At 62.4% G+C, this 24,997-nt stretch carries 22 protein-coding genes; 9 read left to right on the plus strand and 13 right to left on the minus strand.

The genetic code is table 11. The features are described from left to right. Entirely contained in the window at window positions 1-726 is a 726-nt protein-coding gene (locus KUL93_RS07555; protein WP_217126462.1) for an ATP-binding cassette domain-containing protein, read from the plus strand. 66 nt (window positions 727-792) lie between these two features. Next, window positions 793-1,617, plus strand: a complete 825-nt coding sequence (locus KUL93_RS07560; RefSeq protein WP_217126463.1) for an ABC transporter substrate-binding protein — start codon at window positions 793-795, stop codon at window positions 1,615-1,617. A gap of 41 nt (window positions 1,618-1,658) precedes the next feature. On the opposite strand, the gene moaC is transcribed toward KUL93_RS07560, so the two are convergent. Then, complete coding sequence (moaC, locus tag KUL93_RS07565; RefSeq protein ID WP_217126464.1) at window positions 1,659-2,147, minus strand: cyclic pyranopterin monophosphate synthase MoaC; 489 nt, start codon at window positions 2,145-2,147, stop codon at window positions 1,659-1,661. A 66-nt stretch (window positions 2,148-2,213) separates the two neighbouring features. On the opposite strand from moaC, the gene KUL93_RS07570 reads away from it, so the two are divergent. Genes KUL93_RS07570 through alaS form a run of 7 tightly spaced genes read left to right on the plus strand, consistent with a single transcriptional unit; the run spans window position 2,214 to window position 13,839 of the window. Beyond that, complete coding sequence (locus KUL93_RS07570) at window positions 2,214-3,746, plus strand: M48 family metalloprotease (RefSeq protein ID WP_217126465.1); 1,533 nt, start codon at window positions 2,214-2,216, stop codon at window positions 3,744-3,746. A 12-nt stretch (window positions 3,747-3,758) separates the two neighbouring features. After that, window positions 3,759-3,914: a hypothetical protein gene (locus tag KUL93_RS07575; RefSeq protein WP_170141305.1), complete on the plus strand. Its 156-nt coding sequence runs from the start codon at window positions 3,759-3,761 to the stop codon at window positions 3,912-3,914. After that, window positions 3,907-6,636, plus strand: a complete 2,730-nt coding sequence (locus tag KUL93_RS07580; RefSeq protein WP_217126466.1) for a sensor histidine kinase — start codon at window positions 3,907-3,909, stop codon at window positions 6,634-6,636. The genes KUL93_RS07575 and KUL93_RS07580 overlap by 8 nt, the downstream gene beginning before the upstream one ends. Further along, window positions 6,608-6,988: a response regulator transcription factor gene (locus KUL93_RS07585; RefSeq protein ID WP_217126467.1), complete on the plus strand. Its 381-nt coding sequence runs from the start codon at window positions 6,608-6,610 to the stop codon at window positions 6,986-6,988. Before KUL93_RS07580 ends, KUL93_RS07585 begins: the two co-directional genes overlap by 29 nt. After that, window positions 6,988-9,186, plus strand: coding sequence for a 3'-5' exonuclease (locus KUL93_RS07590; RefSeq protein WP_217126468.1), 2,199 nt, complete (start codon window positions 6,988-6,990; stop codon window positions 9,184-9,186). The genes KUL93_RS07585 and KUL93_RS07590 overlap by 1 nt, the downstream gene beginning before the upstream one ends. A gap of 12 nt (window positions 9,187-9,198) precedes the next feature. Further along, window positions 9,199-11,199, plus strand: a complete 2,001-nt coding sequence (locus KUL93_RS07595; protein WP_217126469.1) for a VC_2705 family sodium/solute symporter — start codon at window positions 9,199-9,201, stop codon at window positions 11,197-11,199. 36 nt (window positions 11,200-11,235) lie between these two features. Continuing rightward, window positions 11,236-13,839: an alanine--tRNA ligase gene (gene alaS, locus KUL93_RS07600; protein ID WP_217126470.1), complete on the plus strand. Its 2,604-nt coding sequence runs from the start codon at window positions 11,236-11,238 to the stop codon at window positions 13,837-13,839. 62 nt (window positions 13,840-13,901) lie between these two features. Here the strand turns inward: alaS and KUL93_RS07605 are convergent, their stop codons facing one another. The 12 genes from KUL93_RS07605 to KUL93_RS07660 all read right to left on the minus strand — a co-directional run bounded on the left by KUL93_RS07605 (window position 13,902) and on the right by KUL93_RS07660 (window position 24,930). Continuing rightward, on the minus strand, window positions 13,902-15,761 hold the full coding sequence (locus KUL93_RS07605; protein WP_217126471.1) for a GGDEF domain-containing protein: 1,860 nt from the start codon (window positions 15,759-15,761) through the stop codon (window positions 13,902-13,904). A 54-nt stretch (window positions 15,762-15,815) separates the two neighbouring features. Then, window positions 15,816-17,213: a phosphomannomutase/phosphoglucomutase gene (locus KUL93_RS07610; protein ID WP_217126472.1), complete on the minus strand. Its 1,398-nt coding sequence runs from the start codon at window positions 17,211-17,213 to the stop codon at window positions 15,816-15,818. After that, window positions 17,213-17,425 carry a zinc-finger domain-containing protein gene (locus tag KUL93_RS07615; RefSeq protein ID WP_217126473.1) on the minus strand — a complete coding sequence of 71 codons (213 nt, stop codon included), beginning with the start codon at window positions 17,423-17,425 and terminating at the stop codon, window positions 17,213-17,215. The genes KUL93_RS07610 and KUL93_RS07615 overlap by 1 nt, the downstream gene beginning before the upstream one ends. A gap of 10 nt (window positions 17,426-17,435) precedes the next feature. Further along, complete coding sequence (locus tag KUL93_RS07620) at window positions 17,436-18,356, minus strand: branched-chain amino acid transaminase (protein ID WP_217126474.1); 921 nt, start codon at window positions 18,354-18,356, stop codon at window positions 17,436-17,438. A gap of 75 nt (window positions 18,357-18,431) precedes the next feature. After that, window positions 18,432-18,836 (minus strand): CBS domain-containing protein, encoded by a 405-nt coding sequence (locus KUL93_RS07625; RefSeq protein WP_217126475.1) that lies wholly within the window; start codon window positions 18,834-18,836, stop codon window positions 18,432-18,434. Continuing rightward, the gene (gene nqrM / locus KUL93_RS07630) at window positions 18,830-19,027 is read right to left on the minus strand and encodes a (Na+)-NQR maturation NqrM (protein ID WP_217126476.1); all 198 of its coding nucleotides are present in this window, start codon (window positions 19,025-19,027) and stop codon (window positions 18,830-18,832) included. Before nqrM ends, KUL93_RS07625 begins: the two co-directional genes overlap by 7 nt. A 21-nt stretch (window positions 19,028-19,048) precedes the next feature. Beyond that, on the minus strand, window positions 19,049-20,263 hold the full coding sequence (gene nqrF, locus KUL93_RS07635; protein ID WP_217126477.1) for an NADH:ubiquinone reductase (Na(+)-transporting) subunit F: 1,215 nt from the start codon (window positions 20,261-20,263) through the stop codon (window positions 19,049-19,051). A 20-nt stretch (window positions 20,264-20,283) separates the two neighbouring features. Continuing rightward, complete coding sequence (nqrE, locus tag KUL93_RS07640) at window positions 20,284-20,889, minus strand: NADH:ubiquinone reductase (Na(+)-transporting) subunit E (protein ID WP_217126478.1); 606 nt, start codon at window positions 20,887-20,889, stop codon at window positions 20,284-20,286. Window position 20,890: 1 nt separating this feature from the next. Next, window positions 20,891-21,550: an NADH:ubiquinone reductase (Na(+)-transporting) subunit D gene (locus KUL93_RS07645; protein WP_217126479.1), complete on the minus strand. Its 660-nt coding sequence runs from the start codon at window positions 21,548-21,550 to the stop codon at window positions 20,891-20,893. After that, on the minus strand, window positions 21,547-22,374 hold the full coding sequence (locus KUL93_RS07650) for a Na(+)-translocating NADH-quinone reductase subunit C (protein WP_217126480.1): 828 nt from the start codon (window positions 22,372-22,374) through the stop codon (window positions 21,547-21,549). The genes KUL93_RS07645 and KUL93_RS07650 overlap by 4 nt, the downstream gene beginning before the upstream one ends. Next, entirely contained in the window at window positions 22,361-23,572 is a 1,212-nt protein-coding gene (locus KUL93_RS07655) for an NADH:ubiquinone reductase (Na(+)-transporting) subunit B (protein ID WP_217126481.1), read from the minus strand. Before KUL93_RS07655 ends, KUL93_RS07650 begins: the two co-directional genes overlap by 14 nt. After that, entirely contained in the window at window positions 23,572-24,930 is a 1,359-nt protein-coding gene (locus tag KUL93_RS07660) for a Na(+)-translocating NADH-quinone reductase subunit A (RefSeq protein WP_217126482.1), read from the minus strand. The genes KUL93_RS07655 and KUL93_RS07660 overlap by 1 nt, the downstream gene beginning before the upstream one ends. Window positions 24,931-24,997: the final 67 nt, after the last annotated feature.

The raw sequence follows: 24,997 nt of genomic DNA on the forward strand, positions 1-24,997 counted from the left end.
GTGGCGGTACTCCCAGTCGATGTACAGGGGGTCTCCTGGCCCAGCGAGGCGCAACCCGTGTTGCGCAACCTCACCTGGCGCATTGCCGGTGACGGGATCACCGCGATCCTGGGGGAAAATGGTGCCGGCAAGAGTTCACTGTTACGGTTGGTGGCCGGACTCATGCGCCCAGCTGGCGGAACGGTGACCTGGGGCGGCGCGACAACGCCGCCGGCGGCGATCCGATGGGTGGCGCAGCAGCCGCAATTCTTGCGCGCGTCGGTGGCAACGAACCTCTGGTTCGCGGCGCTGCCGTTGCCGGGGCGCTGGTCGGCAAAGCGGAAACGCATCGCGGCGGTGCTCGAACGGGTGGGATTGGCCGAACGCGCTAACGAGCCCGCGCTGCGGTTGTCGGGTGGCGAGCGGCAGCGGTTGGCGCTGGCACGGGCGTGGTTGGCACAACCCGAGTTGCTCTTGCTGGACGAACCGACGGCGAATCTCGACCCGGGGGCAACAGCGGCGGTTGAGCGACTGATCCAAGAGATGCGCAGCAGCGGGATTCGCATCGTGATGACCACCCACCATCTGGCGCAGGCGGCGCGGTTGAGCGACGAGGTGGTGTTTTTGGCCGACGGAGAGATCGCGGAACAGACGCCAACCCGGCAGTTTTTCGCCGCGCCGAAGAGCGTGGCGGCACGCCGCTTCATTCGCAGCGAAACGCCGTGGTGGTTTCGGTTGCCGGAATGAGGTGTCTTGGTGGTGATTTTGGTTTTATCTGGTCTATGGGAAAGGTGATGAGTTATGGAGGAGATCATGGTTACTTGGAGCAGACGCCGGTGGTTGGCCGCAGCTTTGACCATGGGGATGGTGTCGCGAAGCTGGGGCCAGGAAGCGCAGGTCGATGCCGTTCGGCTCGCGACGACCACTTCGGTCGATCATTCGGGGTTGTTGGCGTGGCTGGCACCGCAGTTGCGTCGCGAGGCACAGGTGGTTTTGCAGGTGTTGGCTTTGGGTACCGGGAAGGCGCTTGCGGTGTTGGGGCGAGGGGACGCCGACTTCGGCATCACGCACGACCCCGAAGCAGAAGCCGCATTTTTGGCGCAGCACCCTGGTTGGCTCCGAAAGCCTTGGCTGATTGGACGGTTCCTGTTGGTTGGTCCCAAAGCCGATCCGGCGGACGTGGAAGGGCGCCCGGTGACCGACGCGTTCGTTCGCATTGCGGAAACCGACGCAGCGCTTTTCGTCTCCCGTGGGGATCAGAGCGGAACCCATGCGCGCGAACGCACGTTGTGGGCGGCAGCTCAGATCGACCCACGCGCACGGTTGGGGACGCGTTACCGCTCCGTGGGACAGGGCATGGGGCCGACGCTCGTGATCGCGAACGAAATGGCCGCCTATACGCTTGTCGACGAGGGGACGTGGTTGGCGCTGCAGGGGCGGCTACCCAATCTCGAAGTGGTGATCGCATCCGACCCTTTGCTCGACAATCCCTACGCGATTCTGGTTCGGGAAACCGCGTGGAAGAATGGCGTGCAGGATCCTGTTGGGCGCGCCGCGCGCTGGCTCTGGGAGGCACGCGAGGCGATTGCGCGCGGGTTCGAGGTGCACGGGGTGCATCCATTGCGGCCAGCGCCGTGACGCGCCGCGTGTAGTGGGCTTTTCGCGCGGATACGTGTGCGTCAGGGGTGCGCCGCGGATGCGCGTTGCCACGAGCCCGATTTTCCGCCGTGTTTCTCTTCGAGTTGCACCGCTTCGATCGTCATGCCGCGGTCGATCGCTTTCACCATGTCGTAGATGGTGAGGAGCGCAACGCTTGCGGCAGTGAGTGCTTCCATTTCGACGCCGGTACGTCCGACGGTCTCTGCCCGTGCTGTACAGTGAATCGTGTTGGGGGGTTCCGGGATGAAGTCGATCGCCACATGGGTCAGCGGCAACGGATGGCAGAGGGGAATCAGTTCCCCGGTTCGCTTCGCCGCCATGATGCCGGCAACGCGCGCCACGCCCAGCACGTCCCCTTTTTTGGCGTCGCCTGCCAGGATGCGGTCGAAAGTGGCGGGCGCCATGCGAATGCGACCGCTTGCGACCGCGACGCGATGGGTTTCCCGTTTCGCGGCCACATTGACCATGTGCGCTTCACCCTGCGCGTTGAAGTGGGTGAGATCGTTCATTGCCGTGCCTCGTCCTTGCGCTGAAAAGCGTATCATAGTGAAAAAGCAGGATTTGAGGTAGGCGCGATGGCGCACATGCGGTATGGCGAACCGGAGCGGGGCGTTGCGGCGCACAGCCACCCGTCGCATCATCGATCGATGCGCCGCCGCTTCGTGGGGTTTCTGGGACTGGCGGTGTCGGGGGTAGCCGGAGCGTTTCAATTGCCCGACTTGAGTGGTTCGAGCGCTACGGTCTTTTCGGCGCAGGAAGAGGCGGCGGTGGGGCGTGCGGCGATGCGCGAAATCCGCGAACGCGATCCCAGCTATTGGGACGATCCTGCGCTGGCCGAATACCTCACCGGTTTGACGCAGCAGCTTGCCGCCGGTCTCACGGGACGGCTCGATGTCCCGGTTTTCACCGCGTTTCTGCTCAAAGATTGGACCATCAATGCGTTTGCGCTCCCGGGGGGGTATTTGGGCTTTCATGCCGGGTTGATCGCGGCAACCGAAAGCGAAGCGGAACTGGCCGCGGTAGCGGCGCACGAAGTGGCCCACGTGGCGCAGCACCACATCGCGCAGATGCTGGAACAGCAGAAAGGGGCGTCGCTTTGGGTGTTGGGTTCGCTCCTCATCGCGGCGCTCGTGGCGCGTTCCGGTACCGGACAGTTGCCAGAGGCGGCCGCAGCAGCGGGCTCGGCTGCAGCGGCGCAGCAGCAATTGGCCTTTTCGCGCGCGTTCGAACGCGATGCCGACCGAGTGGGGTTGGAACTCTTGGCCCGCGCCGGTTTTGCGCCCGAAGGGGCGGTGCGTTTCTTTGGGCGGTTGCTCAACGCCACCCGCTTAGGTGAAACCGGTTTTCCCCCCTATCTGCGCACCCATCCCTTGACGATCGAACGCATTGCCGACCTCGACAACCGTATTCAGAGCGGTGAATTTCGCGCCCGTTTCGGTTCGGCGGGCAAAGAGGCGCTCGATCCGTGGGGGTTCGCGTTCGTTCGCGGCACCGTGTTGGCCGAACGGGGAACGGCGGGAGAGGCGCTCGCTCAGGCGCGTGCGGCGGCGCAAGATCCGGTCGGGCAGGTGTGGCGCGTGCGCGCGGCACTGCGGGCCGGGGAGCGGGCTGCGGCTAAGGAGTGGCTCGTTCGCTTTGTCCAACAGTGGCCCGAGGGGCGGTGGCGTGCGCTCTGGGAGGCGGAAGCCTGGCGTGCTCTGGGCAATTTGGCGGAGGCGCTCGCCGTTTTGCGGCGGGCGCTGTCGGCGCAGCCCGAATCGCTGGCGCTGCGTGCTGCTGCGGTGCGTACTGCGATCCCAGCAGGAGAGCGGGAATGGGCGTGGCAGCAGGCGCGTGAAGGAGTCGAGCGCTATCCGAAGCGCGATTTGGCGTGGCGCTTACTGGGTGAAGTGGCTGCGGCGCGTGGGGATCAGGCGTGGCAGCATCGGGCGCAAGGGGAGCGGTTCGCGCTCGACGAGCGATGGCAGGCGGCGCTCGATCAATTCGAAAAGGCGCGGTTGGCGCGACGGGAAGACGATATCTGGGTGGCTGAGGTGCAGGCGCGGGCGAACCGCATGCGCGAGGCGATCCGCGCCGAACAGAGAGAGCGGGGGCGTAGCGTGCGCTGAGGGGTGCGTGCGATGGGGCGAGCAGTGGCACTGGCGTTGGGGTTGTTATGGGCGGTGAGTTACCCGTTGCTGGCGATTCCCGAAAGCGGTAGTGCGCAACTCGTCTGGGTGTTCACCGCTTGGTTGGTTGCGATCGTGTTCGCGGCGGGGACAGGGCGCGATGGCTGAAGCGACGCGCGGTTTGGGGCTGGTGGCACCGGGCGTTGCGGCAGCGGCGGCGTTTGGCTATCTCCTGTTGCTGTTTGCCGTGGCCTTTTGGGCCGACCGCCGCGCGGCGCAGCACCGTTCCGTGATCGATCGCTCCTGGGTCTATTCGCTTTCGATCGGCGTCTATTGCACCGCTTGGACCTTCTTTGGCAGCGTCGGCGTTGCGGCGGAGCGGGGGCTGTGGTTCTTGCCGATCTACTTCGGACCGACCCTCGTGATGCTGGCTGCTCCTCTGGTGCTCGTTCCGATGTTGCGCGTTGCCAAATCGTTGCGGCTCACGTCACTGTCGGATCTTTTGAGCACCCGTTTCGGCCATCGCGCCCTTTTGGGGCGGTGGGTGGCGCTGGCGCTCGTCGTGGTTTCGATTCCCTATGTCGCATTGCAGTTGAAGGCGATCGCGCTGGCGTTCGAGATCGTTTCGGGCGGAGCAGGCGGTGAGGCGGCGCGAACGTTCTGGTTGGTGGTGGTGTTGGCGCTTTTTGCCGCCCTTTTCGGGACACGGCGATTGGACGTCACCGAGCGGCACGAAGGGTTGGTGGCCGCGGTGGCGTTCGAGTCGGCGGTGAAACTCGGTGCGTTTCTGCTGCTTGGGGTGGTGATCGGTGCCGTCTTGCTGGGCGACGCAGAGGGCGCACTTCGCGCCGCTTGGTGGGAGGCGTGGCAAGCGGTCCCCAAAATCGACGCGGTTGCCGCGATGGGGTACGGCGACTGGTTGGCGCTGACCGTTTTGGCCGGGGTGGCGTTTGTCTTGTTGCCGCGGCAGTTTCAGGTGTTGGTGGTCGAGAACGTCCGTGCCGAACATTTGACCCGTGCGTCATGGCAGTTTCCGCTCTACCTCTGGGCACTCAACCTCTTCGTGGTGCCGGTGGCGCTCCTCGGTAAAGTGTTGCTACCCGATGGGGTGACTTCCGACGGTTTCGTCTTGACCGTCCCCCTGGCGCTGCATGAGCACTGGTTGGCGGTGGTGGTTTTCTTGGGGGGGATTTCGGCCGCGACCAGTATGGTGATCGTGGAAAGCGTGGCGTTGGCGACGATGATTTCGAACGATTGGGTGGCGCCTTGGTGGCTTCGTCGCGGGAAAACGCTTGCAGCCGGGCATCTCTTGTGGGTGCGGCGCGCGGTGATCGTCGCGGTGATCGCAGCCGGTTACCTCTTTTTTCTCTTGGCCGGGGAGTCGCACGCGCTGATCGCGATCGGTTTGGTCAGTTTCCTGGGTGTGGCGCAGCTCGCCCCGGCGGTCGTCGCGGCGTTTCTCTGGCCAGGCGCGTCTGCGGTTGGGGTCGCGGCGGGGTTGTTCGTCGGGTTGGTGGTGTGGGGCTACACGGCGCTTTTGCCGCTTCTCATTCGCAGCGGTTGGTTTCCGGAAGCGTGGCTGACCGTTGGCCCTGCCGGTATCGCGTGGTTGCGCCCGGAAGCGCTGTTTGGGGTCGAGGGGATGGCGCCAGTCACAGCGAGCTTGGTCTGGAGTGTGTTGGCGAACGGAGTCGTGCTGATCGCCGTTTCCGTGCTCCGCCCTCCCGATGGCGCAACGCGGGCTATCGCGCGCCGTTTCGTCGCCGATCAGTTGTTCCGGGCATCGCGGAAAGGAGCGGCGACGATTGCCGATGCCTCTGTGGCTCCGGTGCGCAGCCATTGGCGGGCGAAGACGCAAAGCAGCGCCGTGCTGGAGGTGCTGGCGCGTTTCGTCTCTGCGGAGCGACTGATTGAGGCGTTACGCGCGTTTCGTGCCGAACGTGGGTTGGCAGCGGACGCCCCGCTCGTGGTCGACGAGGCGTTCGTGGCATTTGCCGAACGGTTGCTCTCCGGGGCGATCGGTGGGGTAGCGGCGCGGTTGGTGCTGGAAGGTGTGCTGGGGGAACGTGCGCCGGCGTGGGACGAGGTGATGGCGCTGGTCGACGAGGCGCGTGCGGTGCGCGAGGCGAACGAGCGGTTGCGCGAGCTCGATCGGATGAAGGACGAGTTCATCGCATCGGTGAGCCACGAACTACGCACACCGCTCGCCGCGGTGCGCGCCTATGCCGAGCTGTTGGCGGCGGACCCGGATATCGACCGAGAGACGCGGCGGAAGTTTTACCAAACGATGGTTCGTGAAAGTGAGCGGCTCACGCGGTTGGTCAATCAAGTACTCGATCTGGCGAAGCTCGATTCCGGGCATGCCGAATGGCGCCATGAGGCGGTCGATTTGCGCACGGTGGTGCACGAGGTTGCGGAGACGATGCGTCCGGTGGTGCGCGAGCGTGGGGGGGAATTGGGTGTCGTGGTGCCACAAGAGGAAGCGATCTGTTTCGGTGACCGCGATCGGCTGGTTCAGCTTTTGCTAAATCTCGTGGGGAACGCCGTACAATTCATGAAGGCGCCCCACGGGAAAGTGGCGGTGACGTTACAACCCGACGCACAAACCTGGCGGCTTATCGTCGAGGACAATGGGCCGGGTGTGCCACCCGAAGAACGGCAGGCAATCTTCGAACGCTTTCACCGCGCGTCGAAGACCCGCGCACACAGCACGGGAACAGGGCTGGGGTTGGCGATCGCCAAACGGATTGCCGAGCACATGGGGGGGGCGATCGCAGTCGACGAGAGTCCGTTGGGAGGGGCTCGGTTCGTGGTGACTCTGCCACGGGGAACGGTTTCACAAGAAAATCGGGAGAGGGAAGATGAGCCACAAGATCTTGGTGGTGGATGACGAGGAGGCGATTTCACTCGCGTTGGAGTTCCTGCTCAAACGGGCAGGGTATGAGGTGGCCGTGGCTCGCGACGGCGTCGAGGCGCTCGAACGAATCGCGGCGTGGCGGCCTGACTTGGTGCTGCTCGATATCATGATGCCCGGAAAAGACGGTTTCGAGGTATGTCAGAGCGTGCGTGAGATGAATGACCTCACACCGCAACCCAAGATCGTCATGCTCACCGCGAAAGGGCGCGATGTCGAGCGCACGAAAGGGCTCGCGGTAGGGGCAGACGACTATGTCGTCAAACCCTTTTCCACCGACGAGCTGCTGCAACGCATCGCGCGGCATCTTGGTCAGGAGGCCGCGTGATGGCAATCGGTGCCCGCGCACGATTTTGGCTGACTTACGCCGTGGTTGCGGCGTTGGTGACGATCCCTTTTTCCGTGACGCTCTTTTTCGTCTGGTTGGATATGGACGAAGTCCAGCGCAACCTCTTGCGGATGATCGCGCCCCATTGGTTGCCGATCGGGACTGCGGTCACCGTTTTGAGTCTGGTGCTCGCCGGGGTGGCGCTCCACCGCCTCTATCGCGTCTATGTCCAGGGGTTGGCGGCGATGGCCGAACAGCTCGACGTGATGCGCACGGCTCCGAGCGGTTTTCGTATCCCGAGTTTTGGTCCGCCAGAGGTGCGCCGGGTTGCCGAAGCGGCAAACCGTTTGGCCGAAGCGAAAGAGGCCGCAGCGGCCGAGGTGCAAGCGCGCATCGACGAAGCGAAGCGCAGTGCGGTCGCGGAACGCAATCGTCTGGCGGCGTTGATGGCGCAGCTCGACGAAGCGGTGGTCGTCTGCAACCCCGACGGGCGCGTGTTGCTCTATAACGAAGCGGCGCGGCAGCTCGTCGCAGCGTTCGTCGGCGAACAAACCGCCGTTGCCGCAACGAGTGCATTGGGTTTGGGGCGGACGGTGTTCACGTGGATCGATCCTGCGGTATTGGGGCACGCGCTCGACACCGTAAACGCGCGCCTGCAAGCGGGCGACACGGCGCCGCGCGCTCGATTCGTGATCGTCGCTCCTACGGGGCGGGTGGCACGGGTCCGTGTGGCGCCGGTTACCGCAAGCGGTGAGACGACGCTGAGCGGGTTCGTGTTGGTGATCGATGACGTGACCGAAATGCTCGAACGGGAAGCTCAGCGCAGTCAGGTGCTTTTCGAGATGACCGAAGGGAACCGAGCGTCGTTGGCAAACGTGCAGATGGCCGTAGAGATGCTCGGGCAGCCCGATTTGAGTCCCGAGTTGGGTGCACGCTTCCGTGACGTGATCGCGCGGGAGCTCACCGTGATGCGCACGCGTCTCGATCGCGCGGTGAACGAGGTGCGTGAGACACTGGCGACCCGTTGGCCAAGGGAACCGATTGCGGTGAGTGAGCTGGTGGCGCTTGCGGAGCGATTCGTTTCCGAGCGCCTCTCAGTTACGGTCCGGCTGGAATGTGACGCAGTGGCCGATCATTGGGTTGCAGCCGATGCTTTTTCTTGGCTGCGGATGGTCGCGGCACTGGTTGAGCGGCTGTGCGACGATTACGACGCCGACCCGATCCGTTTTCGGGTTCGGCCAGATGGCAAAGGGTGGATTCATTGGGACCTGGTCTGGCACGGTGGGGCGTTGAGTTCCGAGATCGTTTCCAGCTGGGAGCTGGAGCCGGTCGTCGTACGCGGCGAACGGTATCCGTTTACGGTCCGTGAGGTGTTGGAACGGCACGGTGCGGCGATGTGGTTCGATCGCGTCAAGGCGCGGCACGAAGCGTTTCTCCGCTTGGCGATCGCCGAAGAGGCCGTTGCGCCCAAACCACACGGATCGGTGGGGGAACAGCAAACGTCTGTGACGCCAGCGGGGCAGGAAAGAGAAACCGAACGGCCGCTCTTTTTCGATTTCGACCTGTTTGCGTGGGGCGCGCATGTCGGAGACCTTGACAACCGCCGCCTTTCCGAGCTCGCGTATACGGTTTTCGATACCGAAACCACGGGACTTCGGCCCTCTGAGGGGGACGAGATCATCCAGATCGGTGCGGTGCGGATCGTCAATGGGCGGGTGTTGCGTGAAGAGGCGTTCGAGCAACTGATCGACCCGCAGCGACCGCTTGCGAAAGAGTCGATCGCGATTCATGGGATCCAACCCGAAATGCTGGTCGGGCAGCCGACTGCCGAGGTGGTGCTTCCGCTTTTTCACCGCTATGCAGAAGGGACCGTGTTGGTCGCGCACAATGCGGCGTTCGACATGCGCTTCCTGGAACTGAAAGAGGCAAAACTGGGGATTCGTTTCGATCAACCCGTGCTCGACACGCTGCTGCTTGCCTATTTCCTCTTCCCTAACCAAGATTCGAACCGCTTGGAGGCGTTGGCGGAACGGTTTGGGATTCGGATCCTCGGGCGCCATACCGCGTTGGGGGATGCGATCGTCACCGCCGAGGCGTTTGTGAAGATGATCCCATTGCTCGAGGAGCGGGGGGTGCGGACCCTCAAAGCCGCGCGAGAAGCGGCGCAGCAGACCTATCTCGCGAAATTGCGTTACTGACGGTGGGTTGTGATGCTGTTGCCACGCACCGCCCGGTTTTTCGTGAGTTTGGCGATTGGTATCGCCTTCTTTCTCTGTGCCGCGTGGCTGGTAGAAAAGTGGGGTGTGGCGCCGCGCGTGATCGGGTTGTGCTTTCTGGTGGCGACGATCGCGCTTTATGCCGGGATTGGTGTGGCGATGCGCACCCAGGACGTGGTCGAGTACTACGTCGCTGGGCGCCGCATCCCCGGCATCGCCAACGGGATGGCTACCGCAGCTGACTGGATGAGTGCAGCGTCGTTCATCGGGCTGGCGGGGGCGATCTACCACCAGGGGTTCGAAGGGTTGGCCTACCTCACCGGCTGGACCGGTGGGTTCGTGCTGGTGGCGCTCTTTTTCGGACCTTATTTACGCAAATTCGGGCAATTCACCGTCCCCGAGCTCGTCGGTGAACGCTACGGACCCACTGCGGAGTGGTTGGCTGTTTGCGCGGTGGTGTTGGCTTCGTTTGTCTATCTGGTCGCGCAAATCTACGCGGTCGGTCTGGTCGCAAGCCGTTTTGCTAGCGTGCCGTTCGAAATCGGGCTCTTCATCGGCTTGGCTGGTATTTTGGTCTGTTCGTTTCTGGGTGGGATGCGGGGTGTGACGTGGACGCAAGTCTCCCAGTACTTGATCCTGATCGTCGCGTACGTTGCGCCGCTCGTGGTACTTTCGCAGCAGCGGTTCGACCTCCCCATTCCCCATTTGGCGATGCCCCAATTGGCACAGGCCGAACGGGCGATCGAAGAGCGGGTGACCTTCGATCCCGCAGAGATCGCGGTGCGGGCGCAATTCCAGGCAGAGGCCGACCATTACCGCCAGTTGTTGGCTGCTTGGCCGCAGTCGGTCGAACCGGAGCGATTGCGTTTGTGGGAGCGGTGGCAGATTGCGCGCGAAGCAGGAGAGCGCCCTGAATCTTTGCGTGCGATGGAGGACGAGTTGCGCGCGCTCACGAAAGGCGCAGACAGTGCGCGTGCGTTTTGGATCGCGCGCTTAGCGGACGCGGAGCGGGCGGCGCTGCCGCTTCGCCCCTTTTTCGCCGCGTGGAGCGGCCAAAGCGAAGCGGAAAAAGACGAGAAGCGGCGCAATTTCTTGGCGCTGATGTTCGTTTTGATGGTGGGAACGGCTGCGTTGCCGCACATCTTGATGCGCTACTACACGACGAGCACGGTCGAAGAGGCGCGCACCTCAACGGCATGGACGCTCTTTTTCGTGGCGATCCTCTACCTGTGTGCGCCACTCTACGCGCTCTTTGCCCGTGTGGAATTGGGGCAGTGGTTCGGGACGTCGATCGAAGCGGCGAGCCATTGGTTGGCGAATTGGACCAATCTGGGGTTGGCAACCTTCACCGACCGCAATGGCGACGGTTTGATCCAAAGTGCCGAATTGCGGTTGAGTCCCGATGCGGTGGTGTTGGCGCTGCCCGAATTGAGCGCGTTGCCCTATACCATCGCGGGGTTGGTCGCGGCAGGCGCGCTGGCCTCCGCGCTCTCGACCGCCGATGGGTTACTGCTCACCATTTCCAACGCGTTGGGGCACGATATCTATTACAAGCGTTTGATGAAAGCGCAGTCGAGCACCCATCGCCGCTTATTGGTGAATAAAACCTTGCTGTTGCTCACGGCCGTTTTCGCGGCATGGGTTGCGGCACTCAGGCTCGATACCATTCTGCTGTTGGTGGGTCTGTCGTTTTCTCTGGCTGCAGCAACCCTTTTTCCCACGGTTTTGCTCGGAATCTTTTGGCGGCGGGCAACCCGTGTCGGGGCCGTGGTGGCGATGGTTGGCGGCTTTGCGGTGAGCGTCCTCTATTACGTCCTCAACCATCCGGTCTTTGGCTTTGCCGGCGACACCCGAATTTGGGGAATCGACCCGGTGGCTTGTGGTGTGTTCGGGGTGTTGTTCGGGTTTGGCGCTCATGCGGTGGTGGGCGCTTTCGGTTGGGGCGCGCGCGCAAGCGACGCTGCGTTTGTCGCGAGGATGCAGCAACCGGAGTGATAAAATCGATATTTAGGTCATTTTTTCGGAACCACGATGAAAACCGCAGCGATTCGTCAAGCGTTTCTCGAGTTTTTCCGCAGCAAAGAGCACGAGGTCGTTCCCTCGAGTTCCCTCGTCCCGCACGGTGACCCCACGTTGCTGTTTACCAACGCGGGGATGAATCAGTTCAAGGATGTTTTCTTGGGGTTTGACGAACGTCCCTACAAGCGGGCGACTACCGCGCAAAAGTGCGTGCGCGCCGGCGGCAAGCACAACGACCTGGAAAACGTCGGCTATACGGCGCGGCACCACACTTTCTTCGAAATGTTGGGCAACTTCAGCTTCGGGGATTACTTCAAGCACGAGGCGATCCATTACGCGTGGGAGTTGGTGACCCGAGTTTTCGCGATTCCTGCCGAACGGCTCTGGGTGACGGTCTATGCCGAGGACGACGAAGCCTACCGCATTTGGACCGAGTCGGTAGGGGTTCCCGCAGAACGCGTGGTGCGCATCGGCGACAACAAAGGGGCGCGGTACGCTTCGGACAATTTCTGGATGATGGGGGACACCGGCCCGTGTGGACCATGCACCGAGATTTTCTATGACCATGGCCCGGAAATCCCGGGCGGACCGCCGGGATCGCCCGATGAAGACGGGGATCGCTATATCGAGATCTGGAACCTCGTCTTCATGCAGTACAACCGCGACGAAAAAGGGGAGATGCACCCGTTGCCCAAGCCGAGCGTCGATACCGGCATGGGGCTGGAACGCATCGCCGCGGTCTTGCAAGGGGTCCATTCCAACTATGAGATCGATCTCTTTCAAACGCTGATCGCAGCGGCGCAAGAGGTGACGGGCTGTGCCGACCGAGATAGTCCAAGCCTCAAGGTGTTGGCCGACCACATCCGTGCGGCAACCTTTCTCATCGCCGACGGTGTGATTCCCGGTAACGAAGGGCGCGGTTATGTGCTGCGCCGCATCATCCGTCGCGCGATCCGCCACGGGTGGAAACTGGGCGTGCGGGCCCCATTCTTCTGGAAACTGGTTGCGTCCGTCGTCGCCGAAATGGGCGAGGCCTACCCGGAAATCGCGGCGCGCCAGCAGTTGGTCGAAGCCACGTTGCAGGCCGAAGAGGAGCGCTTCTTCGCGACGATCGCCAACGGTATGGCGATGCTGGAAGCCGCAGTCGCCGAGCTCGAAGCACGGGGTGAGCGTATGCTCGACGGTGAATTGGCGTTCAAGCTGCACGATACGTACGGTTTTCCGCTGGACCTCACCGCTGACGTCCTGCGCGAACGCGGCCTCACCGTCGATGCGGCGGGGTTCGACGCTGCGATGGCGCGGCAAAAGGCGATGGCGCGCGCAGCGGGTAAGTTCAAAGTGAACCTGGAAGCGATCGACTACGCCGGGCCAGCAACCGCTTTCGAAGGGTACGAGCATCTGGAAACCGAAAGCGAGGTGGTCGCGCTCTACCGTGAAGGCGCGTCGGTTGCGGCGCTCGAAGAGGGAGAGAGTGGTGTCGTGGTGCTCGCGGCAACGCCGTTCTACGCCGAATCGGGCGGCCAGGTGGGCGACCGTGGGCTATTGCGCGCCACCGACGGGCTTTTCGCGGTCGAAGATACCCAGAAGATACGGGCCGACGTCCATGGCCATCATGGCGTGGTCACAACCGGTGTGATCCGGGTCGGTGACCGGGTGACGGCGCGGGTTGATCACGCTGCGCGCGCGGCAACTGCCCGCCACCATTCGGCCACGCACCTCTTACACAAAGCGCTGCGTGACGTACTGGGGCCTCATGTCGAGCAGAAGGGCTCCGAAGTCGCGCCGGAGCGGTTGCGTTTCGATTTTTCCCACCCCAAACCGCTCACTGCCGAGGAGATCGCGACGATCGAGCGCCGTATCCTCGACGAAGTGCTCGCGAACACTCCCGTTTCTGCTCAAGTGATGCCGCTGGAGGCCGCGAAAGCCTCGGGCGCGATGATGCTCTTCGGGGAAAAGTATGGCGAAACGGTGCGCGTGCTGTCGATCGGCAGTTCCAAAGAGCTTTGTGGCGGAACCCACGTGGCGCGTACCGGCGATATCGGGCTGGTGAAGATCACGTTGGAAACGGCGATTGCATCGGGCATCCGGCGCATCGAAGCGGTGGCTGGGGAAGTCGCGTTGGCCTACGTCCAACAGCTCGACGCGACGCTCGGCGCTGCTGCCGAACGGCTCAAGGTGGCTCGGGACGAAGTGCCCGAGCGGATCACGGCGCTCCAAGAGGCCCTCAAAGCCGCGGAAAAAGCGCGCGAACGGGCGGTGGAGCGTGCTGCGGCGGCGTATGCCGAAGCGCTCGTTGCTCGGTCGGAGGTGCGCGACGGCGTGAAACGGTTGGTTGCGCAGGTCGAGGTCGATTCGGTCGAGGCGTTGAAGCGGCTTGCGGAGTCGGCGCGGGACCGACTGGGCCCTGAAGCGGCTGTGCTCCTTGCTGCAGCGATCGACGGCAAAGCCGTCTTCGTTGCGGCGGTTGGCCGCGCGGCGGTGGCGCAGGTGAAGGCAGGCGATTGGGTGAAGCGGGTTGCCGCGACCATCGGCGGCCGTGGCGGGGGTAAGCCGGAGTTTGCGCAAGCGGGGGGCGGCGATCCAGCCCGTCTGGCCGAGGCGCTTGCTGTTGCATAGTGGGAGCCGCTCGCGCGGGGGGGCTTCCCGCGCGGTTTGCGCAGCGCGCAAGCAACCCTGCCTCAATATTTCCCGTTTTCCTGCCACAGCTCGGGGGTAAAGCGCACGACGCGGTTGCGCCCGGTTGCCTTGGCGTGGTAGAGCGCAACGTCGGCGTATTTCACCGCCCGCCAGAAGGCGTCCGAGTCGCTCGGAAAATCGGCGATTCCCACCGAGAGCGTCTTTTGAATCGTCGTTCCATCGGGAAGGGGAATTGCGCTTGCTTCGAGGTTGCCACGAATCTTATCGGCGACCGCAACCGCCGCGTCGGCGGGTGTATCTACGAGGATCACCAAAAACTCCTCACCGCCGAAGCGGATCACCCAATCGCTCGAGCGCACCGACTCAAGCAGGAGTTTTGCCACAAAGCGGATCACCGCATCGCCAGCGTCATGGCCGAAGGTGTCGTTTACCTGCTTGAAGTAGTCGATGTCGATCATCATGGTCGTGAGGTGGCGCTGCTCGCGAAGCGTTCGGGCGATGAGGAGTTCGACCGACTCTTCGAGGAAACGGCGGTTCCGTAGCCCCGTCAGGGGATCGCGCAGCGCGCTCTCTTTGAGTTCCGCCATCAACCGCTTCGATTCCAAAACGGGAGCCGCCTCTTTGAGATAGCGCTCAAACGCTTCAGCCCGCACAAGCGCCGTTTCCCCTGCTGCGCGCGGCAAACGCCACTGGACAATCGCGCCAACTGCTCCCGAAAAGCGGATGGGAAAGCAGAGATAGCCCCAATCGGGCCGTTCAGGGGTGACCGCTTGTGCGGAGCACACGGTTGGGTCGGAGAGCCCATCGACCAGATGTTCGGTGCGATAGGCACGGCAGAGCTCTGGGGATTCGGCGATCGCAGCGACGCAGCCTGGGCAGCAGCGGGTCAGCGGCTGTCCCTCATCGCCAATGACCCGGATCGCTCCGTTGTGGGGTTCCAGCAGCGTCGTTTCGGGAACGGCAAACCGCTCGCGGCTCAAGTAGAGGATGCGGCGGTAGATTTCCGCAACTTCGCGATCCTCTTCGATCGACTGCTTGAAGTGGGCGATCGCCGCTAGCGTTGCCACCGCATCAACCCCTGCCTGCAACTGGTTGTTGTGACGTTGCCGCCAACCGGCGACCCGAGCGATCTGCTCGTTGATCTGCGTCAGAGCACGATCGATCGCATCGAGGAGGCGATTGACCTCGCGGGCGATTCGCCCCGTTTCGTCGTTACTTCTCGGATGGATTCGCTGCGTGAATCGCCCCTCGACCCCTTGATGGACCACCTCGGCGATCTCGTCTGCGGTCTGGGTCACAGGACGCAACAGGCGGTTGAGCAGCCACAGGAGCGAGACCGCGAAAAGAGCAATGACCAGCACGATCGCCATCACCGTGACGATTGCGTGCTGGCGCAGGATGTTGAGGTCGATCGTGACCGTGATCGCTCCCAACACCGACCCTTCGGCAACCTGATGGCATTGCAGGCAGTTGGGGGTGCCATGGGCCGTGGCGATGTAGGGGATGGTGGCGCGAAAATAGGATTCGGTGAGCGTTTCGACGATCTCGAAGTGGGGGGCACCGGTACGAAGCACTGCCGCTTCGACCGGATCGGGTTCGCGCTCCCCCTTGCGGGTTTTGCCGAATTGCTCATCGACGAGATGAGAGCGCATCACATAGACATTGCGCAAGTTCTGGACGTCGCGGAGGCGCTCGAGAAAGCGCGCCCGCTCACCGATCGTGCCAAGTAGCATCGCTTCGGTGAGGTGGACCCGGACGATTTCCGCCGCCGTTTGGGCATGCGCCGTTGCCGAGGTGAGCGAGTAACTGCGAAAGGCCAACAGGGTGACCGCAGTGAGGACAACCACAAGCGCTGCGGTTGCCGCAAGGTAGAAGGCGCTGACTTTGGTTGCAAGGCGCACGGCCCGTTCTCCACCGTAGTGTGGTTATGGTTATGGCGGAGAACTATAGCACAATCACTGGGAGAGCTGGGTGAGGTCGATCCCCGGCCACACGGCAGCGAGTGCCTGGGCAAAATCGCGTTGGATCCGGGCAAGCGCCGCTTCGTTCTCCGCTTCAAAGCGCAAAACGAGCACAGGCGTGGTGTTCGAGGCACGCGCAAGACCAAAGCCGTCGGGATACTCTACCCGTACGCCGTCCAGCGTGATGATTTCGGTTGCGCCGGTAAAGCCCGTGTAGTGCTGGAGTTTTTCGACGAGCTGGTGCGGTTCCCCTTCGCCCATTTTGATGTTGAGCTCAGGGGTGGCGAGGGAATCGGGCAGGTTTTCCAGGAGGGCGCTGGGGTTGTCAGCGCGGGAGAGGATCTCCAAGAGGCGGGCTGCCGCGTAGAGTCCATCGTCGAAACCGTACCAGCGCTCTTTGAAGAAGAGGTGGCCACTCATTTCGCCAGCAAGGAGCGCGCCGCTTGTTTTGAGCTTTTGTTTGATGAACGCGTGGCCCGTTTTCCACATGAGCGGCGTTCCGCCATGGTTGCGGATCCATGGGGCGAGATGGCGGGTGCATTTGACGTCGTAGAGGATCGTCGCGCCCGGATTGCGCGCCAGGAGATCCGCGGCAAAGAGCATCAATTGCCGATCGGGGAAGATCACCGCTCCCGATGGGGTGACCACCCCCAGACGGTCACCGTCGCCATCGAACGCCAAACCGAGTTCGACGTCGCCGGAAGTGACCGTCGCGATGAGGTCGCGGAGGTTTTCGAGTTTTGACGGGTCTGGGTGGTGGTTGGGGAAAGTGCCATCGACGTCACAATAGAGCGGGAGCACGTCGGCGCCGAGCGCGGTAAGGAGCTGCGGCGCAACCGCCCCAGCTACGCCATTGCCGCAGTCGATCGCGATTTTCATCGGACGCGCCAGGTGCACGTCGCTCGTGATGCGCGCAAGGTACGCGGGGACGACGTCGATTTCCCGTTCGGTTGCTGGCTGAGCCGCGACGACCAGATCGTTTTCGTGCAGGCGGCGGCGCAGGTCGGCAATCAGCGGCCCGTAGAGGGTTTCGCCCGCCAGGACCATTTTGAAGCCGTTGTATTCGGGCGGGTTATGGCTGCCGGTGACCGAAACGCACGAGTGGGTGCCTAGGTGTTCGGCAGCGAAATAGGTGACGGGGGTTGGAACGGAGCCGATCGTGATGACACCGACGCCAGCGTGCCGGATGCCGCGCGACAGCGCGTCAGCAAGGGCTGGGCCCGATAACCGGCCGTCGCGACCGATAACGATTTCGGTAACACCGCGCGCGACCGCTTCGCTCCCCAGCGCCCAGCCGATTGCAAATGCGGCCTCCGAGGTCAGCGTGCGATCGACGATCCCCCGAATGTCATAGGCTTTGAAGATCGACGCGTCTGGGACGAACGGGGTCATCAGTGGTGGCCTTTCGGGGGTTCGCCAGTAAAGAGGAATTCGCGGCTGCAGTAGGGGCAGACCGCTTTCCCGCTCGTGACCGGGTCGAGATAGACGCGCGGATGCAGGAGCGCCACCGGTTCATCGGGTAACGGGCAGCAGAGCGGCAGATCGGCAGCGGTCACGGGGATTTGCCGCTCTTTTCGGACCGAATCGAGAGGGTTTTCGCTCATTTCGGGCTCCTTAGACGTACGCCAGCCAGTGGTCGTATTCGGGGGCGCGGCCGTTTACGATCTCAAAGTAACGCGCTTGAATCTTTTCGGTGATGGGGCCACGGCTGCCCGAGCCGATCACACGGTCGTCAAGCTCGCGGATCGGGGTGACTTCGGCGGCAGTGCCGGTGAAAAAGGCTTCATCGGCGATGTAGACGTCGTCGCGGGTCAAACGCCGCGAAACGAGCGGAATGCCGAGCTCACGCGCGATGTGATGGACGGTGTCGCGGGTGATTCCGGTGAGCGCGCACGCGATCTCAGGTTCGATGAGTTGCCCGTTCTTCACCAGGAAGAGGTTCTCCCCAGCGCCTTCGGCAACAAAACCCATGGTGTCGAGAAGCAGCGCCTCATCGTACCCTTGGCTGGTGACCTCAAGGTTGGCGAGGATCGAGTTGGCGTAGGTGCTTGCTACTTTGGCGCGGGGCATCGTGACGTTTACGTGTTGGCGCTGAAACGACGAGGTTTTGACACGAATTCCTTTTTGCAACCCCTCTTCGCCGAGATAAGCGCCCCATGGCCACGCGGCGATGGCAACGTGCACCTTGGCCCCTCGCGGCGAAACCCCCATCTTTTCCGAGCCGTAAAAGGCGATGGGACGGATGTAGCACGAGGTGAGGTTGTTGGCGCGCACCACCGCTTTTTGCGCTTCCATCAGCGTTTCCAGCGAGTAGGGGATCGGCATCAGGTAGATCTTTGCGGAATTGAGGAGCCGTTCGGTGTGTTCGCGTAGGCGAAAGATCGCCGGGCCGCGCTCCGTTTCGTAGGCGCGTAAGCCCTCGAACACGGCCAGACCGTAGTGGAGCGAGTGGGTGAGTACATGGGTGGTCGCTTCGCGCCAGGGCACAAGTTCGCCGTCGTACCAGATGGTGCCGTCGCGATCGGACATCGACATCGCCGAAGCTCCTCAAGAATGGGTGGTAATCTGCCAATTGTAGCGCAACGTCCGAACGCCAAGAAGGGGGCGGGCTTAGACCGTATGGAGAATTTTCGCGATGGTGGCGATGAGGCGCGAACGGTCCAACACGCCGATCAACGTCCCATCTTCGACCACCGGATAGGCATGGTAATGGTTTTCGGCGAATGCCCGCGCGGCATCGAGGAGGGTATCCTCAGCGTCAAGGGTGACCACTGTGCGGTTCATGAAATCACCGACATTGCCGGCCAGTTCGTTGAGGTACGCATCGGCAACGAGCGGCTTCAGCAGATCTTTTTCGGAAAAGAACCCGATCAATTTGCCGAAACGGTCGGTCACCGGCGCACCATTCACGCGATGGACGACGAGCGCTTCCAGCGCTTCGGTGAGCGCGGTTTCTGGGTGAAAGACGAGCGGATCGCGGCGGACGAAATCGCGGACGTAGAAATCGGTTAGCATGATCGCTCCTTCTCCTCTTGCGCAGCCGCCTTGCGTGGGCACGGACGGCTGCATCCCCCGTCACAGGAAATGCCAAAACGGCCAAGACCGCCGCAAGAACCTTGGAGCGCGCGGCGCCCAAAGAGTACGCCAATTGCCGCGAAGAGGATGAAGAGGAGAAACGCGGCAAGGGTAGCGAGAAAGGTATTCATGCGCCATGCTCCCAGTGCGAATTAGCCGCCAAAATCGTCAAAGAGGATGTTTTCCCGCTCAACCCCCAGATCGAGGAGCATCCGCGTCACCGCAGCGGTCATCACGGGGGGGCCGCAGAGGTAGTATTCGCAATCCTCCGGCGCGGGGTGATCTTTGAGGTAGTGTTCGTAGAGCACATTGTGGATGAAACCGGTATAGCCCGTCCAGTTGTCTTCGGGTTGCGGGTCGGAGAGTGCGATGAACCAGCGGAAATTGGGATATTTTTCCTGCAGCCGGTTGAAGTCGTCGACGTAGAAGAGCTCTTTCTTCGACCGAGCCCCGTACCAGAAGGTGATCTTGCGCTTGCTGTGTAAACGTTCGAGTTGGTCGAAGATGTGTGAACGCATCGGCGCCATCCCTGCGCCGCCCCCGATGAAAACCATCTCGTTATCGGTATCACGGGCGAAAAATTCGCCGAACGGACCGGAAATCGTCACCTTGTCACCGGGTTTGAGGCCGAAGATGTACGACGACATTTTCCCTGGCGGAAGCCCGGGGCGCGGCGGCGTGGCGATCCGGACGTTGAGCATGATGATCCCTTTTTCGAGGGGATAGTTCGCCATCGAGTAGGCGCGCACGATCGGCTCGTCCACTTGGGAGACCAGATCGAAGAGCCCCATCTTTTCCCAGTCACTGCGAAAGGGTTCGGGGATATCGAAATCTTTGAAGTGACGGACATGAGGCGGTGCTTCGATCTGAATGTAGCCACCGGCGCGGAAATCGACGTTTTCCCCAGGAGGGAGTTCGAGCACCAGCTCTTTGATGAAGGTGGCGACGCTGCGGTTGCTCTTGACGGTACATTCCCACTTCTTGACGCCAAAGACCTCTTCCGGCACTTCGATCTTCATCGGTTGTTTGACCGCGACTTGACAGGAGAGGCGGTAGCCTTCACGCGCCTGCTTTTTGTTGATGTGTGCCGCTTCGGTGGGCAGCAACGCGCCCCCACCTTCGAGCACTTTCACCTTGCACTGGCCGCACGAACCGCCCCCGCCGCACGCCGAGCTCACAAAGAGCTTCGCGTCGGCAAGCGCGCCAAGGAGTTTACTGCCCACTGGCGCTTCGATGGTTCTTTCCCCGTTGATTTCGAGGGGAACCGTACCGCTGGCAACCAACCGTTTGCGCGCGGCAAGGATGAACGCCACCAGCGCCAAAACGATCGCTACGAAGAACAATACGCCCAAGACGACTTCAATCATGAGTCACTTCCGTTCGCGTGTCAGAGTTTCAGTCCAGAGAAAGCCATGAAGCCGAGCGCCATCAAGCCAGCGGTCATGAAGGCGCTGCCCAGCCCTTGGAGACCGGCCGGGATATCGGCGTATTTGAGCTTTTCCCGTACCGCAGCCATCAGCACGATCGCCAACGCCCACCCCAAACCGGAGCCGACGCCATAGACCACGCTCTCGGCAAAGGTGTAGTCGCGCTCGACCATGAAGAGCGTGCCGCCCAGAATCGCACAGTTCACGGTGATGAGGGGCAGGAAGATTCCCAGCGCGTTGTAGAGCGCGGGAACGTAGCGGTCCAGAAACATCTCGAGTACCTGCACGGCAGCGGCGATCAGCCCAATGAAGCTCAGAAAGCCAAGAAACGAGAGGTCGACATCGGGTAGTCCCGCCCAGGCGAGCGCCCCTTCGGCGAGCAGATAGTGGTTGATGAGGTTGTTGAGCGGCACGGTGAGCGATTGCACCACCACCACCGCAATCCCCAGGCCAATCGCCGTTTCGATCTTTTTCGAAATGGCCAAGAAGGTGCACATCCCCAGGAAGAAGGAGAGCGCCAGGTTTTCGATGAAGACCGCGGTGATGAAGAGGTTCAGGAGTTCCATCTCACACCCCCTCCGACTGCGGCGCCGGGCGGACGCGGAATTCTGCGGTTTCGCGCTGTTTCGGTTGCCCGGTGCGCACGGCCCAGATGATGAGTCCGATCAGGAAGAAGGCGCTTGGGGGAAGCAGCAAAAGCCCATTCGGGACGTACCAGCCGCCGTCGTTCACCGTGAGCAGCACCGGATAGCCAAAGAGCGTGCCAGAGCCGAGGAGTTCGCGGACGAAGCCGACGGTAAGGAGGATCGCGCTATACCCGAGCCCATTGCCGATACCGTCCCAGAAGCTTGCTACGGGCGGATGGCTCATCGCATAGGCCTCGGCACGTCCCATCACGATGCAGTTGGTAATGATGAGGCCGACGAAAACCGAGAGTTCTCGGCTGATCTCGAACGCGAAGGCTTTGAGGAACTGGTCGACGACGATCACAAGCGTACTGATGATCGTCATCTGGATGATGATGCGGATCGAACCGGGGATATGCTCACGGATCAGGCTGATGAATAGGTTCGAGAATGCGGTCACGAGCGTGAGCGCGATCGCCATCGTGAGCGCGGTGGACAGTTTCGAGGTGACCGCAAGCGCCGAGCAGATCCCGAGCACCTGCAAGATGATCGGGTTGTTGGCTACGATCGGTTGTGTCAGGGTCTTTTTGATTTCGCTCATTGCCCATCCCCCTTGCTTCTCAATGATTGCAGGAAGGGTCCGTACGCGCGTTCGCTCAACCAGAAACGGACGGTTTGATCGACCCCTTTCGAAGTGAGCGTCGCGCCCGCCAACCCATCGACGGCGAACTGCGCTTCCGGCGTGTTGGGATCGACACGGCCTTTGACGACGTGGATCGCTACCTGACCCTGTTCGTCGAAAGCTCGTTTGCCGTGCCACAGCGCGCGCCATTTGGGGTTTTCCACCTCGCCGCCCAGACCCGGCGTTTCTGCCTGTTGGTAGAACTTGAGACCGCGGATCGTGGTGCCATCCCCTTCCAACGCCAGGAAACCCCACATCGTCGACCAAAGACCGGAGCCGTGGATGGGGAGTACGATCACTGTGACTTTGCCGTTCGCGTCGCGCTTCAGGTAGACGGGCATCACTTTGGGCTGCCGTTTGATGCGCGCAGGGTCTTCGCTGCGCGCAAGCGGTTGCGACCAGTTGGGGTCACGCGCGATTTTTTGCGGGTCAGCGGGTAGGGGCGGCGGCGTATCGAGAACCCGGCCCGTTCCCAGCTCCACCCACACCTGTTCGAGCGACTTGAGGGCTTCGGCGGGAGAAATCGGGCTGCCTGGCTGCCAAATGCCGGCGACTTCGACGATGTTCTTCGCCCGAAATGCTGCTTGATTGTGCTGTTGCAGTGGGCGCAGCGCCACGACCGTGGCCGAGACGAGTGCGGCGCAGAAGAAGCAGACGACGAGCGCCACGGCGACGATCTTACGCAGGTCGTCGTTGGGTAGCGCCCAGATCGCTTTCAGGTTGAAGGTTTCAGAGTTGGACATAGCGACGCTCCCGACGCGAGAGATGCCAACGCATCACCAGATAGTCGATGAACGGGGCCCAGACGTTCGCAAAGAGGACCGCGAGCATCGCCCCTTCCGGAAAGGCGGGGTTGGCAACGCGGATCAGCACCACCATGAAGCCGATCAACAGACCGAAAATCCAGCGTCCGGCTTGGGTCATCGACGCGGAAACGGGGTCGGTGGCCATGAAAAACATCGCGAGCATCAAGCCACCCACGGCGAAGTGCCAATACCACGGCATCGCCGCCATCGGGTTGTTTGCGGGGCCGAACCAGTTGAAGAGCAGTGTAGTCACGATCACCCCGATCGCAACGCCGGCAACGATCCGCCAGGAGGCGATCTTGGTGTAGAGGAGGAACAACCCTCCGATGAGGATTGCGAGCGCCGAGGTTTCTCCCAGCGACCCAGGAATGAACCCCAGGAAGGCGTCCCACCAAGTGTAGCCGGCTTGCGCGATACCTGCCATGCCCTCGGATGCGCCGATTCCCAACGGCGTGGCGCGGGCGTATCCATCGACGGCAACCCAAACGGTGTCGCCCGACATCGCACTCGGATACGCGAAAAAGAGGAACGCGCGGCCGGTAAGCGCTGGGTTGAGGAAGTTCTTTCCCGTGCCGCCGAAAATCTCCTTGCCGAAGACGACGCCGAAACTGATGCCCAACGCCACGAGCCACAGCGGCGCGTTCGGTGGCATCGTCAAGGTGTAGAGCATCGAGGTGACCAGGAACCCTTCATTGACTTCATGTTTGCGCACTATGGCGAAGAGGACCTCCCAGAGTCCCCCCACCACCAGCGTGGTGAGGTAGATGGGAAGGAAATGGAGGAGTCCCAGCACGAAGTTGCCGACGACGCTTTCCGGGTCGAACGAAAAGCCGAGCGCGAGATAGAGCGCACCGCGCCAATCGCCCTTTTCGGCGCCGAACGCGCTCACGGCGAGGTTCGCTTGGTAACCCGTGTTGTAACAGGCCATGAGCACGGCGGGCAGCAGCGCGACCACGACGTAACTCATCATCCGCTTGAGGTCGATCGCGTCGCGCACGTGCGGGGCGCTCTTCGTCGGCTGGTTGGTCCAGTAGAGGAAGGTTTCGACCATCTCGTAGAGCGGGTACCACCGCTCCCATTTGCCTCCGGGCAGGAAGTGGGGCTCCCAACGGTGGAATCGGTCTCTGAGCGACATTAGCCCTCCCGTTCGATCTTTTCGAGTGCGGCGCGCAAGTAGGCGCCATAGTCGGTTTTCCCCACGCAGGCGAATGAGAAGAGCGCAACGTCTTCTTCTTCGAGCTCCAGGCAACCCAATTTCTGAGCCATGTCGGTATCCCCGACGACCAGATAGCGCAACAGTTGCGTAGGCAGGATTTCGAGCGGGCAGATCTCTTCGAAAATGCCCGTGGGGATCATCGCCCGGGGACTCCCTTGCTGGGCCGTGGTAAAGCGTGGCGCCTCGTTGCGGTTGAAGAGCACGCGAAAGAGCGAAAAGCGCGGCAGCAGCGGATTGATCCACCCGAGCAGCGGCTTATCGTCGCGTTTGGGTTCGGGTAGGACGCTCACTTGGAGATGGTAACGCCCGAGATACGCAAGCGGCCCGACCGCGCGGCGTCCATCGAGCGGCGAACCCGAGATGGGACGGCAAGGGCCGTCGCAGAGTTCGCCTTCCAGCAGCGCTTCGATACTTGCCCCGAGCGGAACCCGCACGAGACGCGGCTGCCGCACCATCTCACCACCCAGTGCGACGACGCGCTCGGTGTCGATGCGCCCTTCCAGAAAGAGGGTCCCGATCGCGATCACGTCCTGGTAGTTGAGATACCAGACGGTGCGTTCGAGTGAAACCGGTTCGAGGAAATGGATATGGGTGCCTGGGAGCCCCGCCGGATGCGGACCCGCAAACGCCACGGAACGGTAACGCGCGCCTTCGGGCATCGGCAGGTGTTCGCCAGGGGCTTGGCACAGATAGATTTTGCCGTCGGTGAGGTGTGCCAGGATGGCCATCCCGGCGCGAAACGCTTCGGGACGTTCACCGATGACGACCACTGGGTCGGCGGCAAGGGGGCGGGTATCGATCGCGGTGACGAAAATCGCGGCGGGGCGACTCGCCGGGTCAGGAATCTTGCCGAAGGGCCGAGTGCGTAGCGCCGTCCACAGACCGCTGGCGCAGAGGCGCGAAACGACCGCTTCGGTGTCGAGGTCGAGCAGAGCGTCGGGCGCAATCGGTTCGAACCGGGTTTCTTCGGCGTTCGGGTCGGCGTCGCATTCGATCACAACGTTGAGCAACGCGCGGCGCGCGCCCCGCTCGATCGCGACAACCGTCCCGGTTGCCGGTGCGGTGAACAAGACAGTTGGGAATTTTTTGTGGGCAAAGAGCGGTGCTCCTTTCGTCACCCGGTCGCCTTCGGCAACCAGCAGCTTGGGCCGCATGCCCCGGTAATCGGGTCCCAGCAGCGCCACGTGGCGAATGGGCGCCGTGTGGCCGCTGATCTGCTGCTGGGGCGCACCGGGCAGCGGCAAGGAGAGCCCTCGCGATAGCGTCACAGTGTGCATGGTCGCGCTCTCTTTTTTCCCCGTATGCAAAAAATTGCATTATTCTATCTTTTCTGAATCAAAATTG

Source organism: Hydrogenophilus thiooxidans, assembly GCF_019049855.1.
GTDB classification, from domain to species: Bacteria; Pseudomonadota; Gammaproteobacteria; order Burkholderiales; family Rhodocyclaceae; genus Hydrogenophilus; species Hydrogenophilus thiooxidans.

Coding starts and splice junctions, on each gene's coding strand:
- KUL93_RS07660 (WP_217126482.1), bottom strand. CDS start 24,930: ATGCACACTGTGACGCTATCGCGAGGGCTCTCCTTGCCGCTGCCCGGT.
- KUL93_RS07610 (WP_217126472.1), bottom strand. CDS start 17,213: ATGACCCCGTTCGTCCCAGACGCGTCGATCTTCAAAGCCTATGACATT.
- nqrM (WP_217126476.1), bottom strand. CDS start 19,027: ATGAATACCTTTCTCGCTACCCTTGCCGCGTTTCTCCTCTTCATCCTC.
- moaC (WP_217126464.1), bottom strand. CDS start 2,147: ATGAACGATCTCACCCACTTCAACGCGCAGGGTGAAGCGCACATGGTC.
- KUL93_RS07650 (WP_217126480.1), bottom strand. CDS start 22,374: ATGTCCAACTCTGAAACCTTCAACCTGAAAGCGATCTGGGCGCTACCC.
- nqrE (WP_217126478.1), bottom strand. CDS start 20,889: ATGGAACTCCTGAACCTCTTCATCACCGCGGTCTTCATCGAAAACCTG.
- KUL93_RS07625 (WP_217126475.1), bottom strand. CDS start 18,836: ATGCTAACCGATTTCTACGTCCGCGATTTCGTCCGCCGCGATCCGCTC.
- KUL93_RS07560 (WP_217126463.1), top strand. CDS start 793: ATGGTTACTTGGAGCAGACGCCGGTGGTTGGCCGCAGCTTTGACCATG.
- KUL93_RS07585 (WP_217126467.1), top strand. CDS start 6,608: ATGAGCCACAAGATCTTGGTGGTGGATGACGAGGAGGCGATTTCACTC.
- KUL93_RS07570 (WP_217126465.1), top strand. CDS start 2,214: ATGGCGCACATGCGGTATGGCGAACCGGAGCGGGGCGTTGCGGCGCAC.
- nqrF (WP_217126477.1), bottom strand. CDS start 20,263: ATGATTGAAGTCGTCTTGGGCGTATTGTTCTTCGTAGCGATCGTTTTG.
- KUL93_RS07615 (WP_217126473.1), bottom strand. CDS start 17,425: ATGAGCGAAAACCCTCTCGATTCGGTCCGAAAAGAGCGGCAAATCCCC.
- KUL93_RS07620 (WP_217126474.1), bottom strand. CDS start 18,356: ATGTCGATGTCCGATCGCGACGGCACCATCTGGTACGACGGCGAACTT.
- KUL93_RS07580 (WP_217126466.1), top strand. CDS start 3,907: ATGGCTGAAGCGACGCGCGGTTTGGGGCTGGTGGCACCGGGCGTTGCG.
- KUL93_RS07655 (WP_217126481.1), bottom strand. CDS start 23,572: ATGTCGCTCAGAGACCGATTCCACCGTTGGGAGCCCCACTTCCTGCCC.
- KUL93_RS07645 (WP_217126479.1), bottom strand. CDS start 21,550: ATGAGCGAAATCAAAAAGACCCTGACACAACCGATCGTAGCCAACAAC.
- KUL93_RS07590 (WP_217126468.1), top strand. CDS start 6,988: ATGGCAATCGGTGCCCGCGCACGATTTTGGCTGACTTACGCCGTGGTT.
- alaS (WP_217126470.1), top strand. CDS start 11,236: ATGAAAACCGCAGCGATTCGTCAAGCGTTTCTCGAGTTTTTCCGCAGC.
- KUL93_RS07575 (WP_170141305.1), top strand. CDS start 3,759: ATGGGGCGAGCAGTGGCACTGGCGTTGGGGTTGTTATGGGCGGTGAGT.
- KUL93_RS07595 (WP_217126469.1), top strand. CDS start 9,199: ATGCTGTTGCCACGCACCGCCCGGTTTTTCGTGAGTTTGGCGATTGGT.